General features: G+C 68.7%; 12 protein-coding genes and 2 tRNA genes. 10 read left to right on the top strand and 4 right to left on the bottom strand.

The window, feature by feature from the left end; translation table 11 throughout:
• Window positions 1–85: 85 nt before the first annotated feature.
• Window positions 86–2236 carry an acyltransferase family protein gene (locus ABD663_RS03070; RefSeq protein WP_344736383.1) on the top strand — a complete coding sequence of 717 codons (2151 nt, stop codon included), beginning with the start codon at window positions 86–88 and terminating at the stop codon, window positions 2234–2236.
• Window positions 2237–2245: 9 nt separating this feature from the next.
• The gene (locus ABD663_RS03065; protein WP_344736382.1) at window positions 2246–2776 is read left to right on the top strand and encodes a gamma carbonic anhydrase family protein; all 531 of its coding nucleotides are present in this window, start codon (window positions 2246–2248) and stop codon (window positions 2774–2776) included.
• 260 nt (window positions 2777–3036) lie between these two features.
• Here the strand turns inward: ABD663_RS03065 and ABD663_RS03060 are convergent.
• Window positions 3037–3110: transfer RNA gene (locus ABD663_RS03060), tRNA-Gly, on the bottom strand.
• A gap of 196 nt (window positions 3111–3306) precedes the next feature.
• On the opposite strand from ABD663_RS03060, the gene ABD663_RS03055 reads away from it, so the two are divergent.
• The 5 genes from ABD663_RS03055 (at window position 3307) to clpX (ending at window position 7774) form a co-directional block, all read left to right on the top strand.
• A tRNA-Pro gene (locus ABD663_RS03055) sits at window positions 3307–3380 on the top strand.
• A gap of 68 nt (window positions 3381–3448) precedes the next feature.
• Window positions 3449–4912, top strand: a complete 1464-nt coding sequence (gene tig, locus ABD663_RS03050) for a trigger factor (protein WP_344736381.1) — start codon at window positions 3449–3451, stop codon at window positions 4910–4912.
• A gap of 136 nt (window positions 4913–5048) precedes the next feature.
• Window positions 5049–5633: an ATP-dependent Clp protease proteolytic subunit gene (locus ABD663_RS03045; protein WP_344736380.1), complete on the top strand. Its 585-nt coding sequence runs from the start codon at window positions 5049–5051 to the stop codon at window positions 5631–5633.
• A 29-nt stretch (window positions 5634–5662) separates the two neighbouring features.
• A complete protein-coding gene (locus tag ABD663_RS03040) occupies window positions 5663–6337 on the top strand; it encodes an ATP-dependent Clp protease proteolytic subunit (protein ID WP_344736379.1) in 675 nt (224 codons plus the stop codon).
• 168 nt (window positions 6338–6505) lie between these two features.
• On the top strand, window positions 6506–7774 hold the full coding sequence (gene clpX / locus ABD663_RS03035) for an ATP-dependent Clp protease ATP-binding subunit ClpX (protein WP_344736378.1): 1269 nt from the start codon (window positions 6506–6508) through the stop codon (window positions 7772–7774).
• Between the two features lie 21 nt (window positions 7775–7795).
• On the opposite strand, the gene ABD663_RS03030 is transcribed toward clpX, so the two are convergent.
• Window positions 7796–9847, bottom strand: a complete 2052-nt coding sequence (locus ABD663_RS03030) for a M3 family metallopeptidase (RefSeq protein WP_344736377.1) — start codon at window positions 9845–9847, stop codon at window positions 7796–7798.
• Window positions 9848–9953: 106 nt separating this feature from the next.
• On the opposite strand from ABD663_RS03030, the gene ABD663_RS03025 reads away from it, so the two are divergent.
• From ABD663_RS03025 to ABD663_RS03015, 3 genes are read left to right on the top strand one after another with little or no spacing between them, the layout of a single operon-like run.
• A complete protein-coding gene (locus ABD663_RS03025; protein ID WP_344736376.1) occupies window positions 9954–10571 on the top strand; it encodes an ArsR/SmtB family transcription factor in 618 nt (205 codons plus the stop codon).
• Window position 10572: 1 nt separating this feature from the next.
• Entirely contained in the window at window positions 10573–10782 is a 210-nt protein-coding gene (locus ABD663_RS03020) for a hypothetical protein (RefSeq protein WP_344736375.1), read from the top strand.
• Window positions 10779–12062 carry an MFS transporter gene (locus tag ABD663_RS03015; RefSeq protein ID WP_344736374.1) on the top strand — a complete coding sequence of 428 codons (1284 nt, stop codon included), beginning with the start codon at window positions 10779–10781 and terminating at the stop codon, window positions 12060–12062. The genes ABD663_RS03020 and ABD663_RS03015 overlap by 4 nt, the downstream gene beginning before the upstream one ends.
• Here the strand turns inward: ABD663_RS03015 and ABD663_RS03010 are convergent.
• Both ABD663_RS03010 and valS read right to left on the bottom strand, forming a co-directional pair.
• The gene (locus tag ABD663_RS03010; RefSeq protein ID WP_344736373.1) at window positions 12059–12304 is read right to left on the bottom strand and encodes a hypothetical protein; all 246 of its coding nucleotides are present in this window, start codon (window positions 12302–12304) and stop codon (window positions 12059–12061) included. The two genes, ABD663_RS03015 and ABD663_RS03010, sit on opposite strands and share 4 nt — an antisense overlap.
• A 1-nt stretch (window position 12305) precedes the next feature.
• Complete coding sequence (gene valS, locus ABD663_RS03005) at window positions 12306–14891, bottom strand: valine--tRNA ligase (protein ID WP_344736372.1); 2586 nt, start codon at window positions 14889–14891, stop codon at window positions 12306–12308.
• Window positions 14892–15225 lie beyond the last annotated feature (334 nt).

Genomic DNA, 15225 nt, shown 5'->3' with positions numbered 1-15225 from the left:
TTCCGCAAGCAAGCCCAGGCTCGGCTTACCCGTGCCCCGGCGCGCGGCTTCGCCGTTTCGGCTCGACCCGGGCTAACGTCGTGTCGTGCCATCCGCCGACCACGATCTGGGGCCGCAGAATCTCGGATCTCCGCCCCGTGTCGTGACGCGTCAGCCCGCCGATCGCTCGCCCGAGCACGCAGAGCCGTCCCGCTTCCTGCCGCACGTCCAGGGACTGCGGGCGATCGCCGTCCTGCTCGTGGTGCTGTATCACTTCTGGCCCGGTCGACTTCCCGGTGGCTACGTCGGCGTCGATGTCTTCTTCGTGATCTCGGGCTTCCTGATCACCGGTCATCTCCTGCGCGAGCTGACGGCGACCGGTGGCGTCCGTCTCGGCCAGTTCTGGGCGCGCCGAGCGCGGCGACTGCTGCCTGCGGCGCTGCTGGTCCTGCTCTTCTGCGCGGTCGTAGCCGGTTCGCCCTACCTCATGCCGCTGTCGGCACTGCCCAACGAGCTGAGCGAGATCGTCGCGAGCACGTTCTACGTCGAGAACTGGTACCTCGCGCTCACGTCGGCCGACTACCTCAATCACTCCGGTGATCCCACGACGGTGCAGCACTATTGGTCGCTGTCGCTCGAAGAGCAGTTCTACGTGCTCTGGCCGCTCATCATGCTGCTGGCGGCATGGATCGCCGTGCGGTGGTTCCACGGCTCCGTCCGCCGGGTCGTGATCGTCGTGCTCGGCGTCGTGGCCGTGGCATCCTTCGTCTTCTGCGTCGCCTTCACGATCACCGACCCGGCGCCCGCCTACTTCGTCACGTTCGGGCGGATGTGGCAGTTCGGCGTCGGCGCGATGATCGCCCTCATCCCGCTGCTTCAGGTGCGCAACGCCGTCGGCAGCTTCGTGCTCGGCTGGGCCGGCATCGCCGCGCTCGTCTACACCGCGTTCGCCTACGACGCGCAGACGCCGTTCCCCGGCTACGCGGCGGCGCTGCCGACGCTCGGCGCGGCCGCCGTCATCGCCGCGTCGAACACAGCCCGTTGGTGGTATCCGACGCGGATCCTGTCGCTGAGGCCGGCTCAGTTCGTCGGCGACATCTCGTATTCGCTCTACCTGTGGCACTGGCCGTTGATCATCATCGCGCCGTCGGTGCCGTTCTGGGGTCTCACGATCTACCATCGTGTGGCGCTGCTGGTCCTGTGCTTCGTGCTCGCGTGGATCACCAAGCGTCTGGTCGAAGACCCGGTGCGCAGCTGGAAGGTCCTCACCTCGCGGCCGCCGCGCGTGACGCTGTGGTCGTCGCTCGGCGCGATGCTCGTCGTCGCCGCGACCGCCGGCGGAGCGTGGCTGATCAACGCACCGGCCTACGCCGAGGGGGAGCGGCAGCTGGTCGAGCTGCGCGATTCCGCCCCGCCGTGCTTCGGCGCCGAGGCGATCCTGTCGCCGGACTGCGCCGGCACCGACACCGCCGACGTCCTGCCCGCGCCAGGCTTCGCGGGCGCCGACAGGCCGGAGCATCCGGAGTGCTTCGTGCAGCTGAACGATGCGCGGCCGGTGTCATGCACCTTCGGGTCGGACGCCGATGACGCACCCGTCGTCGCGCTGGTCGGCGACAGCCACGCGTACCAGCTCCTGTCGACCTTCGAGCGCATCGCCGATCAGAACGGATGGCGGCTGGTGACGTGGTTCAAGGGGGCGTGCCCGTGGAGCACGACGCCGCTGTCGACCCCCGGAGCCTTCGGGCAGGCGTGCACCGAGTGGCGCGGCGCCGTCGAGGAGGCGATGGCAGACACCGACATCGACGCGGTGTTCGCGGCGTCGCTCGCGACGACGCCGTACTCGGCGGCGGGATTCGATTCCACGCACGACGCCGCCGTGGCCGGCTACCGCGACGCGTGGGCTCAGGTCACCGACCGGGGCATCCCGGTGATCACCGTCGTCGACAATCCGGTGTGGGAGACCGACCCGAACAAGTGCCTGCGCACGCGTGACGCGGCGACCTGCGACGGGCCTCGCTCCGAGGTGCTCGTGGCCGACGACCCGGTGCGGGATGCCGCGGCGGCGCAGGAGCGGGTGACGCTGCTGGACTTCACCGATGTCTACTGCGGCGTCGAGGAGTGCCGCACCGTCGTCGGCGGTGCCAACATCTACCGGGACCAGGACCATGTGACGGTCACGTTCGCGAACACCCTCGCACCCTGGTACGCCGAAGCGGTCGAGCAGGCCCTCGGGCGCGCGACCGACGGGACACCGTAGGGTCGGGACATGACGATCGCCGACGGTGCCTCGATCCTCTCCCTGAACGGACGCACTCCGGTGCTCGGCGACGGGGCGTTCGTCGCGACCGGCGCCCGCGTGATCGGCGCGGTCACCCTCGGTGCCGGCGCGAGCGTGTGGTACAACGCGGTGCTGCGGGCCGACGGGGACTCCATCACGATCGGCGCCGACAGCAATGTGCAGGACAGCGCGTCGATCCACGTCGACCGCGGGTCGCCGGTCCTCGTCGGCCGGGAGGTCTCGATCGGCCACAACGCCGTCGTTCACGGCTGCACGATCGGGGACGGCTCGCTGATCGGCATGGGCGCGGTCATCCTCAACGGTGCGCGGATCGGCGGCGGATGCCTCGTGGCGGCGGGGGCCGTCGTGCTGGAGGGCACCGAGGTTCCGGACGGATCCCTGGTCGCCGGGGTGCCGGCGAAGGTGCGCCGGGCGCTCACCGACGAGGAGCGCGCGAAGCTCCGGGCCAACGCCGACGCGTATCGCCGGCACACGGCGGAGCACCGCTCGGCGCTCTGACACACCAGTAGCCCCCGCCGAGGGACTGGGGGATCCGTCGACGGGGGCGGATGAGTGCCGGTGAACCCGAGACCGGACCCATCCTGAGCGTCGGGAGTGAAGTCGACGACCCGAAACGTCGCTTCGCTCGACCTGTGTCGCTCACCTGTTGTTGTGATCCCACGGTACGGCGACGGTGACCGTGAAGATGCCTCTTGACCCGGTATCTGCGCGCCTGGTAGTGCCGGCGGGAGGGCGCCGGGGGCGTGACGGAAGGGAAGTGGAGGGGGCGACGGGAATCGAACCCGCACAACCAGTTTGGAAGACTGGGACTCTACCATTGAGCTACGCCCCCGCAGCGGCGAGCCGCGGCCTCGCCCAAGTGTAGTGGAACGGGAGCGCTGCAGTTTCCTGCGAGCGCTGTCGCCAACGACGCAGCGGTCGCAGGAAAGTGCCGCGCAACCCCCGCCGAGCCTCGATCCGTCGTCTGGGGCGAGCGTCGGCTAGACTTCTCAGGGCCGAATCGGCGTACGCGCGCGTGCGCACCCGCCCGGGGCGTAGCTCAGCTTGGTAGAGCGCCCGCTTTGGGAGCGGGAGGCCGCAGGTTCAAATCCTGTCGCCCCGACGCCACGGCCCCCACCGACCACACCCCGCGCGAGAGTGCGCGCGGAAACGACGAGGAGACACGCAGGCATGGTCAACAGCACCGTCGAGAAGCTCAGCCCGACGCGGGTGAAGCTGCACATCACGGTCAGCCCCGATGAGCTGAAGCCGAGCATCACCCACGCGTACGAGCACATCGCGAAGGACGTGCAGATCCCGGGCTTCCGCAAGGGCAAGGTCCCGGCGCCGATCATCGATCAGCGCATCGGCCGCGTCGCCGTGCTCGAGCACGCCGTCAGCGACGGACTCGACGGCTTCTACCGTTCGGCTGTCGAGCAGAACGAACTCCGCGTCATCGGCCGCCCGAGCGCCGAGGTCGTCGAGTGGCCGAGCGAGAAGGACTTCACCGGCGACCTCGAGGTCGACATCGAGGTCGACGTGCGCCCCGACTTCGAGCTTCCCTCGTTCGAGGGCACCACGATCGAGGTCGACGCGATCGAGGTCGACGAGGCCGCGATCGACGAGGAGCTCGACAAGCTGCGCGGTCGCTTCGGCACGCTCGTGACCGTCGAGCGTCCGGCGACGACCGGCGACTTCGTCGAGCTCGACCTCGTCGCGACGATCGACGGTGCCGAGGTCGACCGCGCCGACGGCGTCTCGTACGAGATCGGCTCGGGCGAGCTGCTCGAGGGAATCGACGAGGCGATCGAGTCGCTGACGGCCGGTGAGGACACCACCTTCCGCTCGAAGCTCATCGGCGGCGACAACGCCGGCAGCGAGGCCGAGGTGGCCGTCACCGTCAAGGCCGTGAAGGAGCGCGAGCTTCCTGACGCCGACGACGACTTCGCACAGATCGCGAGCGAGTTCGACACGATCGCCGAGCTGCGTGAGAGCCTGAGCGACCGCGTCGGCCAGCAGTCGGTGTTCACGCAGGCATCCGCCGCGCGCGACAAGCTCGTCGAGCAGCTGGTCGACGGTGCCGACATCCCCGTGCCGCCCCAGCTCATCGAGGACGAGGTGCACAATCACCTCGAGTCCGAAGGCCGACTCGAGGACGACGAGCACCGCGCCGAGGTCGCCGAGGCGAGCGAGAAGCAGTTCCGCACGCAGATGGTGCTCGACGCGATCGTGGAGAAGTTCGAGGTGCAGGTCTCGCAGGACGAGCTGACACAGTACCTGGTGCAGTCTGCGTCGCAGTACGGCATGGCGCCGCAGGACTTCGTCAACGCCCTGCAGGAGAACAACCAGCTGCCCGCGATGGTCGGAGAGGTCGCCCGCAACAAGGCCCTCGCCGTCGCGCTCGGCAAGGTCACCGTCGTCGACACCGCCGGCAAGCCGGTCGACCTCACGGGCTTCATCGCCTCTGAGGACGAGGCCGCCGCCGAGGAGGAGGTCGTCGAGGAGGCGGAGGAGATCGCGGACGCCGCGGCCGACGCCGAAGCCGAGGCCGAGGAGGAGGTCGTCGAGGAGGCGGAGGAGATCGCGAACGCCGCCGCCGACGCCGATGAGAAGCCCAAGAGGAAGGCCCCTGCGAAGAAGAAGGCCTCCGAGTAGAGCGCTCGATCGGATTTCGAACGGGGTGGATGCCACGGCATCCACCCCGTTCTCTCTGCCCAGGGCGAACACGGCCGGGTCGGCGATGACGCGCCGGTAGATTCGTGTGCGACGAACACGGAATCAGGAGTGTCACATGGCCGAACCACTTGTCGCGACGAGCGTCTTCGACAGGCTGCTGAAGGACCGCATCATCTGGCTCGGGTCGGAGGTGCGCGATGAGAACGCGAACGAGATCTGCGCCAAGATCCTGCTGCTGGCCGCCGAGGACTCGCAGAAGGACATCTACCTCTACATCAACTCGCCCGGCGGCTCGATCACGGCCGGCATGGCGATCTACGACACGATGCAGTTCGTGCCCAACGACATCGTCACCGTCGGCATCGGCATGGCCGCGTCGATGGGTCAGCTCCTACTGACGGCGGGCACGAAGGGCAAGCGATACATCACCCCCAACGCCCGTGTGCTGCTGCATCAGCCGCACGGCGGCTTCGGCGGCACCGCGAGCGACATCCAGACCCAGGCGCAGCTGATCCTGGACATGAAGAAGCGCCTCGCCGAGATTACGGCCGCGCAGACCGGCAAGAGCGTCGAGCAGATCAACGCCGACGGTGACCGCGACCGCTGGTTCTCGGCTGACGAGGCGCTCGAGTACGGCTTCGTGGACCACATCCGCGAATCGGCGACCGACGTCGTCGGCGGCGGCGGCACGGCGAACTGACGGCGGCGAGAGAAGAGAGCGAAACCCGAATGAACACCCCGACTTTCGGCATCCCGAACGCCCCGCAGGGTCTGCAGATGCCCGGCAGCCGCTACATCCTGCCGCAGTTCGAGGAGCGCACGGCCTACGGCTACAAGCGTCAGGATCCCTACAACAAGCTCTTCGAAGACCGCGTGATCTTCCTCGGCGTGCAGGTCGACGACGCATCGGCCGACGACGTCATGGCGCAGCTGCTCGTGCTCGAGTCGCAGGATCCCGACCGCGACATCATCATGTACATCAACTCGCCCGGCGGCTCGTTCACGGCCATGACGGCGATCTACGACACCATGCAGTACGTGTCGCCGCAGATCCAGACCGTCGTGCTCGGCCAGGCGGCGTCGGCCGCCGCCGTGCTGCTGGCCGCGGGAGCCCCGGGCAAGCGCCTCGCGCTGCCGAACGCGCGCATCCTCATCCACCAGCCGGCGATGGGAGAGGCCGGTCACGGCCAGGCCTCCGACATCGAGATCCAGGCAGCCGAGATCATGCGCATGCGCACGTGGCTCGAGCAGACGCTGGCGCACCACTCCAAGCGCACCGCCGAAGAGGTCAACAAGGACATCGACCGAGACAAGATCCTGTCGGCCGAAGAGTCCGTCGAGTACGGTCTGGTCGACCAGGTGCTGACCACCCGCAAGCGCGGTCAGGCCGCGATCACGTCGTAGTCGCTCCACCCGTACGACGCCGAACCCCGCACGTCTCACGTGCGGGGTTCGGCGTTCGCCAGGCGCGAATCCACAATCCGCGGGGCAATCCCGGCGGGCGTCGCCGGGAGCGGTTAGGCTCGAACCACGTTCGGTCCCGCAGGGTTCCGCCCGATCTGGAGGATGCACATGGCTCGCATCGGTGAGAGCGCCGACCTGTTCAAGTGCTCGTTCTGCGGAAAGAGCCAGAAGCAGGTCCAGCAGCTGATCGCGGGGCCCGGCGTCTACATCTGCGACGAGTGCGTCGAGTTGTGCAACGAGATCATCGAAGAGCGCATGGCCGAGTCCGCGTCGGGCGCCGTCGCCGACTTCGACCTGCCGAAGCCGCGCGAGATCTACGCGTTCCTCGAGGAGTACGTCGTCGGCCAGAACGACGCCAAGCGGGCGCTGTCGGTCGCCGTCTACAACCACTACAAACGCGTCCGCGCGCACGGCACGATCCAGGCTGCCGAGCAGCGCGCCGACGAGGTCGAGATCGCGAAGAGCAACATCCTGCTGCTCGGCCCCACCGGCTGCGGCAAGACCTACCTGGCGCAGACCCTGGCGAAGCGGCTGAACGTGCCCTTCGCGGTCGCGGACGCGACGGCGCTGACCGAGGCGGGCTACGTCGGCGAAGACGTCGAGAACATCCTGCTCAAGCTGCTGCAGGCAGCCGACTTCGACACGAAGCGCGCCGAGACCGGCATCATCTACATCGACGAGGTCGACAAGGTGGCGCGCAAGGCCGAGAACCCCTCCATCACCCGAGACGTGTCCGGAGAGGGCGTGCAGCAGGCGCTGCTGAAGATCCTCGAGGGCACCGTGGCGTCGGTCCCGCCGCAGGGCGGCCGCAAGCATCCGCATCAGGAGTTCATCCAGATCGACACGACGAACGTGCTGTTCATCGTCGCCGGCGCGTTCGCCGGGCTCGAGGACATCATCTCGGCGCGTGTCGGCAAGCACGGCGTCGGCTTCGGCGCCCCGCTGCACAACAAGGGTCAGGACCTCGATCTGTTCAGCGAGGTGCGCCCCGAAGACCTGCACAAGTTCGGGCTCATCCCCGAGTTCATCGGACGCCTGCCGGTCGTGGCGTCGGTGTCGCCTCTCGATCGCGAGGCTCTCATGGAGATCCTCACCGAGCCCAAGAACGCCCTGATCAAGCAGTATCAGCGCATGTTCGAACTCGACGACGTCGCCCTCGAGTTCGAGCGAGACGCGCTTCAGGCGATCGCCGACATGGCGGTCGCGCGCAAGACGGGTGCGCGCGGACTGCGCGCGATCCTCGAAGACGTGCTCGGTCCGATCATGTTCGAGATCCCGTCGACCGAAGACGTCGACAAGGTGATCGTGACCCGGGCCGCCGTCGAAGAGGGGGCTGCGCCCACCCTCGTGCTGCGGCAGAAGCGCAAGAGCGCCTGAGGCCGGGTCCTCACCGGTTCGTCAGTCGGCCAGTCCACGCCGCTTCAGCAGCGGCGCGATCTCGGCGTCGCGCCCGCGGAAGTCGCGGTAGGCCTCGAGCGGATCCTTCGACCCGCCCACGCCCAGCAGTCGCTCGCGGAATCGATCGCCGTTCGTGCGCACGAGACCACCGTTCTCGCGGAACCAGTCGACGGTGTCGGCGTCGAGCACCTCGCTCCAGATGTACGAGTAGTACCCGGCGCTGTAGCCGCCCGAGAAGACGTGGGCGAAGTACGTGGACGAGTACCGCGTCGGCACGGTTGGGTCGTCGAGTCCGATGTCGGCCAGGGCGGCTGCCTCGAACACGGCGACGTCGTCGATCGTGCCCGCCTCCGCCGCCGTCACCGAGTGCCACGCCTGGTCGAGCCACGACGCCGCGAGGTACTCGCTCGTCGCGAACCCCTGGTTGAACGTCTCGGATGCGTGCAGGCGCTCGACGACGTCGGCGGGAAGCGGTTCGTCCGTGTCGATGTGGCGGGCGTAGGCCGACAGCACCTCGGGCCAGTAGATCCACATTTCGTTGACCTGGCTCGGGAACTCCACGAAGTCGCGGAACACGTTGGTGCCGGCGAAGTGCGGGTAGGTGACGGTCGCGAACAGGCCGTGGAGGGCGTGGCCGAACTCGTGGAAGAGCGTCGTCACCTCGTCGAGGGTCAGCAGGGTGCGGGCGCCGCCTCCCGGCTTGGGCACATTGAGGTTGTTCACGACGACCGGCTTGGTGCCGCGCAGATGCGACTGCGACACGATCGAGTTCATCCACGCGCCGCCACGCTTGGTGTCGCGGGTGTAGAGATCCAGGAGGTACAGCCCGAGCGGCGAGCCGTCGGCGTTGTGCAACTCGAACACGCGCACATCGGGATGGTAGGCGGGGATGTCGGGACGCTCGGTGAACGTGACGCCGTACAGCTCGGTCGCGGCGCGGAACACGCCGTCGCGGAGCACCCGCTCCGCCTCGAACCACGGTCGCAGAGCCGCCCGGTCGAGCGCGTACTCGGCGGCACGCACCTTCTCGGTGTAGAAGGCCCAGTCGTGCGGTTCCAGGGCGAACGGCTCGGGCTCGGCATCGATCACGGCCTGGAGCGCGGCCTTCTCCCGTCGGGCGTTGCGCGCCGCCGGCTCGGCGAGACGCCGCAGCAAGGAGTGCACCGCCTCGGGCGATCCGGCCGTCTGGTCGGCGAGCACGTACCCCGCATGCGTCTCGTAGCCGAGAAGGGCCGCCCGCTCGGCGCGCAGCCGCACGATCTCGCGCAGCACGCCACGGTTGTCGTGCTCGTTGTCGCGTGAACCTCGAGCGCGCGAGGCGGCCATGATGCGACGGCGGCTCTCGCGCACGGTCAGCGACGAGAGGTACGGATGCCCGGTGGGAAGCGTGAGGGTCACCACCCACGATCCCTCCAACCCGCGGTCGGTCGCAGCTTGGGCCGCCGCCGACAGCTCACCGTCGGTGAGACCGGCGAGGTCGTCGGCGGAGTCGAACACGACGGCGAGGTCGTTGCTGTCGGCCAGCAGATTCTTCTCGAACGTGGTCGTCAATGTCGACAGTCGCTGGTTGAGCGCGACGAGCGTCTCCTTGGCGGCGTCGTCGAGACCGGCGCCGGCGTGCGTCATCTCGCGGTGGTGCCGTTCCACGAGGTAGCGCTGTTCGGGTTCCAGTTCGAGGTCGTCGAGCCGCTCGTGGAGCGTACTGATGCGCCAGTACAACTGGGGGTCGAGCTGGATCGCATCGCGATGCGCCGACATCAGCGGAGCCAGCCGCTCTTCGACGGCTTCGATCTCGGGAGTCGCATCGGCTGACGACACGGTGTAGAACGCGTGCGCCACGTCGGCGAGCAGCCGGCCCGACTCCTCGAGCGGCACGAGAGTGTTCTCGAACGTGGGCATCGAGCGTGCTCGCGTGATCGCGGCGACCTCGGCGCGCTGCTGTGCGAACGCTTCCTCGAACGCGGGGAGATAGTGCTGAGGTTCGATCTCCCGATAGTCGGGGAGGTCGTAGGGAAGCGTCGCGGGGGAGAGCAGTGGATTGCCGTTCGTCACCGCTCAAGCCTACTGCGAACCGATGTTGATGCCGCCGATACTTTGCAAATACTCCCTTGCAAAGAAATGCTTGCAAAGAAGTACTTGCATCGCTACCATCGGTGCCATGGACGACGAGAAGAGCGAGGTCGGGCGCCGGGTCGAAGCACGCCACAGCGCCGACCGCGTGCTGGACACGGGTGCGCTGCGCGCGCTCGCACACCCCTTGCGGGTGCGCATCTACGACATCCTCAGCCAGTACGGGCCGCAGACGGCCAGCTCGCTCGCCGCGCAGCTCGGAGAGTCGTCCGGGGCCACCAGCTACCACCTGCGCGCCCTCGCGAAGCACGACCTCATCCGTGAGGTCGAGGGCCGCGGCACGACCCGTGAGCGCTGGTGGGAACGGCCGGTCGGCGGCGTGTCATTCGCCAACCCCGCCGCGATGAAGACACCCGCCGGTCGATCGGCGACGCAGCTGGTCATGGCCGAGTTCTTCCGCAACCGGCAGCAGCAGTTGCTCGACTTCATCGCCGGCGCGCCCGATCACGACGAGGTCTGGGGTGATTCCGTCATGATCTCCAGCGCGACCACCCGGCTCACGCCCGCCCAGAGCCACGAACTGACCATGAGGCTCATGGCCGTCGTCGACGAATTCGTCGACACCTACCGCAATCAGACCGGAGACGACGTCCGGCCCGTGACCATTCGGGCCGACGTGTTCCCCCTCCCCGACCTGGAGGACTGAGATGAGTACGCTCACCGTCCGGGGCGCAGGCCACCGCGCCACACGCGTCGACGGCACCCTGGTGTACGTGGTGACCCGCCTCGATGCCACGCTGGCGCGCCGGGCGGAACGGCGCGGAGCCGACGCCCATCGTGCCGGCGCGCAGGATCGGGCCGCCGAGGCCCGACGCCGCGCCGAGGCGAACGGCGCCCTCGGAATCCTTCCGCGATGACCGTCGGGGCGGATGCCGCTCGGGCTGCGCGCCCGGAGCGGCCGGCCAAGCCCGCGCTCGGCCGCGACTTCGGCAAGCTGTGGACCGCGACCGCGTTCAGCAACCTCGCCGACGGCATCGGTCGTGTCGCCGTTCCGCTGATCGCCACGACCCTGACGCGTGACCCGCTGGCGATCGCCGCCCTCGGAGCGGTGGCCTTCCTGCCCTGGCTGCTGTTCGCTCTTCCCGCCGGGATGCTCGTCGACCGGTTCGACCGTCGCTGGATCATGGCGATCGCCAACGGGCTGCGTGGTGCCGCCGCGCTGTGGCTGGCCGTGCTGACGGTGACCGACGCGCTCAGCCTGTGGGCGCTGCTCGCGGCCACGCTGATCTTCGGTTTCGGCGAGACCCTGTTCGAGAACGCCACCAACGCCGTCGTCCCTTCCCTCGTCGCGCGGCCCGCGCTCGATCGTGCGAACGGCTTCATGCAGGCCGCACAGGTCACGATCGACAGCTTCATCGCGACACCCATCGGCGGCGTGCTCTTCGCGGTCGCCCTGGCTCTGCCGCTGTGGATCGGGTCGGCCGCATACGCGATCCCGATCGCGCTCGCCCTGCTGCTGCCCCTCACCGCCGCGCGCCCGCTGCGCGAGCCGCAATCCGCGGCATCCGCGGCATCCGAGAAGAACGGCACGTCAGCACGGGAAGCGGTCGCCTACCTCTGGAACCATCGCTTCCTGCGATCGATGGTGGTCTTCACCGCGATCATGGGCTGCGCCTTCACATTCGCGCAGGCCCCGACGATCCTCTACTTCCTCGACGAGCTCGACGTGCCCGAGGCGGCGATCGGCGTCGTCACGGCCGGCATCGGGCTCGGAGCGCTCGGGGGGTCGCTCGTCGCGCCCGCCCTCGTCCGGCGATTCGGCCGTGGCGCGGTGATGCTCGTGGCGAACTTCGGTGCGGCGGCGGGCCTGGTCGGCCTGTGGTTGGCGCCGGAGCTGGTCACGGGCCTCGTGTCCTACGCCGTGCTCGCCTTCGCGGTGTCGACGTGGAACGTCCCGTGGGGGGCACTGCGGCAGGCGATCGTGCCGAACCGTCTGTTCGGGCGGGTCCTGGGCATCATGCGCACGCTGACGTGGGGGTTGTTCCCGTTCGCCACGCTGCTCGGCGGCCTCGTCGCGCGCTACGACCTGCGGCTGACATTCCTCATCGCGGGAGTGGTCACGGCGATCACGACGGTGGTGGCGGCGCGACTCGTGCTCTCATCGTCGGCGCACACGACGGTCGAAGAGCAGCTCTAGCCGAGACCCTCCGGATCATGGCTGACCTGCGCGACTCCGTCGGGGCCGAGCGACACGACGACTCCGGTGTCGAGCTCGGCGATCGGTGAGCCCTCCAGCCAGGTCAGCGTCCAACGGGGGCGCGGCTGGCCGAGCTCGTCCGACGGAATCGCCTGATCGACGGAGCGGATGCCGCGGGCCAGCGCCTCGGGCACGGCCCGGGGCGGCTCATCTCCCGAGGTCCAGCGGGTTCCCAAGCGCATATCAGGCCTCCTGCTCCTGGGGGGCGAGTTCGATCTCGGTGACGCTGAGCGCATCGGCGACGACATACTCGATGTCCTCGATACGGCCGACCGCCCGAAGGTCGCCCTCGGCGAGCTTCAGAGTCTCGATGGCGTCAGCCGGGGCAGCGATCACCGCGCGCGAGACGGGGGTCTTCTGCGACGCCTTCGCTTCGGTCTTGGCGCGGCGGATGCCGACGAGTGCATCGCCGACGATCGACAGCACCGCCGGGTCGCCGCCCGAGCCGAGCGGTTCCGGCCATGCGGCGGCATGCACCGATCCCTCGTTGAACCACGACCAGGCCTCCTCTGCGGCGAACACGACCACCGGCGCGAGCAGACGCAGCATGATCGACAGCGCGGACCGCAGGGCGAGGGCGGCCGAAGGCTGACCGACATCGGCGCGATCGTAGGCGCGCTCCTTCACCAGCTCGAGGTAGTCGTCGCAGAACGTCCAGAAGAACGACTCGGTCAGCTCGAGAGCGCGTGCGTGGTCGTACGACTCGAGCGCTCGTGTGGCGTCTCGCACCACGGCGTCGAGTGAGGCGAGCATCGACGCGTCGAGCGCATGGGTGATCTCGGCGTCGTCGGGCACCGGGAACGACAGCACGAACTTCGCCGCGTTGAGGATCTTGATCGCCAGGCGTCGGCCGATCTTGATCTGGGTCGGGTTCTGGGGATCGAAAGCGGCGTCGGTGCCGAGACGGCTGGAGGCCGCCCAGTAGCGCACGGCATCCGAGCCGTGCTGGGCGAGGATGTCGGCAGGGGTGACCACATTGCCCTTCGACTTCGACATCTTCTTGCGGTCGGGGTCGACGATGAAGCCCGAGATCGCGGCATCCGACCACGGTGCGCGCCCATCCTCGAGCGCGCTGCGCAGCATCGTCGAGAAGAGCCACGTACGGATGATGTCCTGGCCCTGGGGGCGCAGGTCGAACGGGGCGACGAGGTCCCACAGCTCGGGGTCTCGCTCCCAGCCGCCCGCGAGCTGCGGGGTCAGCGACGAGGTGGCCCACGTGTCGAAGATGTCGTTCTCGCCCTCGAATCCGCCCGGGACCCCCCGCTGATCGGCGCGGTATCCGGCCGGCACGTCGATGCTCGGATCGATCGGCAGCAGCGCGGGATCCGGCGTGAGAACACGCGAGTAGTCGCGCTCGCCGTTCTCGTCGAGCGCGTACCAGACAGGGATCGGCACACCGAAGAAGCGCTGGCGCGAGACGAGCCAGTCGCCGGTGAGACCGTTCGTCCAGTTCTCGTAGCGCACGCGCATGAAGTCGGGATGCCACGACATGCCCTGGCCCAGCTCGATGAGCCGGTCGCGCAGAGCCTCATCGCGTGCGCCGTTGCGCAGGTACCACTGGCGCGTCGAGACGATCTCGAGCGGCCGGTCGCCCTTCTCGTAGAACTTCACCGCGTGCGTGAAAGGCTTCGGATCGCCGTCCATCGCACCCGACTCCTGCAGAAGCTCGACGATGCGCTTCTTCGCGCTGAACACCGTCTTCCCGACGAGCTCGCCGTAGGCCGCGCGCGCGGCATCCGTCACGATCACGTCGGGGGCGTCGGCCATCACCCGGCCGTCCGGGCCGAGGATCGTGCGGTTGGGCAGATCCAGCTCGCGCCACCACACGATGTCGGTGACATCGCCGAAGGTGCAGATCATCGCGATGCCCGAGCCCTTGTCCTGCTGGGCCAGCGGATGCGCGAGCACGGGCACCTCGACGTCGAACAGCGGCGTGCGCACCGTCGAGCCGAACAGCGGCTGGTAGCGCTCGTCATCCGGATGCGCGACGAGCGCGACGCACGCGGGCAGCAGTTCGGGCCGCGTCGTCTCTATGAAGACGTCGCCTGACCCGTCGCTCTTGGCGAAGCCGACGCGGTGGTAGGCGGCGGGCTGCTCGCGGTCTTCGAGCTCGGCCTGCGCGACGGCGGTGCGGAAGTCGATGTCCCACAGGGTGGGCGCGAGGTCCTGGAAGGCCTCGCCGCGCTCGAGGTTGCGCAGGAACGCCAGCTGGCTGGTGCGCATCGTCTCGTCGGAGATGGTGCGATAGGTCTGGGTCCAGTCGACGCTGAGGCCCAACGACCGCCACAGCGCCTCGAAGTGCTTCTCGTCTTCGACGGTGAGCTTCTCGCACAGCTCGATGAAGTTGCGCCGGCTGATCGGGATCTGGTCGGCCGCGCGGGAGGACTTGTTGTCGCCGCCCTCGTAGGGGGGAGTGAACTCGGCGTCGTACGGCAGCGACGGGTCGCAGCGCACCCCGTAGTAGTTCTGCACGCGCCGCTCGGTGGGAAGGCCGTTGTCGTCCCAGCCCATCGGGTAGAAGACCGTCTTGCCGCGCATGCGCTCGAAGCGCACCTTCACGTCGGTGTGCGTGTAGCTGAACACGTGGCCGATGTGCAGTGAGCCCGATGCCGTCGGCGGCGGGGTGTCGACGGAGTAGATGCCGGCGCGGCCGACCTCGGTGGCGCGGGCACGGTCGAAGAGGTAGGTGCCCTTCTCTTCCCACACGGCATCCCACTTGTGCTCGAGACCCTCGAGGGCGGGCTTGTCGGGGATGTGCGCGTCGGCCATGGGGTCTCCTGAGGCGATATGTGCGGCACCGTGTGAGCGTGCCTGAGTGTGGGATTCCGGTCGATTCTACCCGGTCGGCCGGTGCGGACCCCGCCCTTCGGATCGTCGCGCGCGGGTATGATCGTGGCATCCGCATCGATCCGGCCATCACCGGGGAGCTCTCGGAAGAAACCTGCAGTCGCCTCGGCGTCCGCAGGGACTAGAACCGAGCGGGGCAGGCCCGTCACAGCCGCAGTGAGAGAGGTCTCGCCCGGCACGCGCCGGGAAGGCACGCAGGGTGGTACCGCGGTCCGCGAGGGTCGTCCCGGCGACGTGAATCCGCCGAACCCTGCGA

Source organism: Microbacterium awajiense (assembly GCF_039536545.1).
In the GTDB taxonomy this organism is placed as follows: Bacteria; Actinomycetota; Actinomycetes; order Actinomycetales; family Microbacteriaceae; genus Microbacterium; species Microbacterium awajiense.
Note: the sequence above shows the minus strand (reverse complement) of the source record. Positions and strands in the feature narration are given on the sequence as shown.

What these genes read in the sequence shown, in the direction of transcription:
- ABD663_RS03065 (WP_344736382.1), top strand. Translation starts at nt 2,246, where the DNA reads ATGACGATCGCCGACGGTGCCTCGATCCTCTCCCTGAACGGACGCACT.
- tig (WP_344736381.1), top strand. Translation starts at nt 3,449, where the DNA reads ATGGTCAACAGCACCGTCGAGAAGCTCAGCCCGACGCGGGTGAAGCTG.
- ABD663_RS03045 (WP_344736380.1), top strand. Translation starts at nt 5,049, where the DNA reads ATGGCCGAACCACTTGTCGCGACGAGCGTCTTCGACAGGCTGCTGAAG.
- ABD663_RS03040 (WP_344736379.1), top strand. Translation starts at nt 5,663, where the DNA reads ATGAACACCCCGACTTTCGGCATCCCGAACGCCCCGCAGGGTCTGCAG.
- clpX (WP_344736378.1), top strand. Translation starts at nt 6,506, where the DNA reads ATGGCTCGCATCGGTGAGAGCGCCGACCTGTTCAAGTGCTCGTTCTGC.
- ABD663_RS03025 (WP_344736376.1), top strand. Translation starts at nt 9,954, where the DNA reads ATGGACGACGAGAAGAGCGAGGTCGGGCGCCGGGTCGAAGCACGCCAC.
- ABD663_RS03020 (WP_344736375.1), top strand. Translation starts at nt 10,573, where the DNA reads ATGAGTACGCTCACCGTCCGGGGCGCAGGCCACCGCGCCACACGCGTC.
- ABD663_RS03015 (WP_344736374.1), top strand. Translation starts at nt 10,779, where the DNA reads ATGACCGTCGGGGCGGATGCCGCTCGGGCTGCGCGCCCGGAGCGGCCG.
- ABD663_RS03010 (WP_344736373.1), bottom strand. Translation starts at nt 12,304, where the DNA reads ATGCGCTTGGGAACCCGCTGGACCTCGGGAGATGAGCCGCCCCGGGCC.
- valS (WP_344736372.1), bottom strand. Translation starts at nt 14,891, where the DNA reads ATGGCCGACGCGCACATCCCCGACAAGCCCGCCCTCGAGGGTCTCGAG.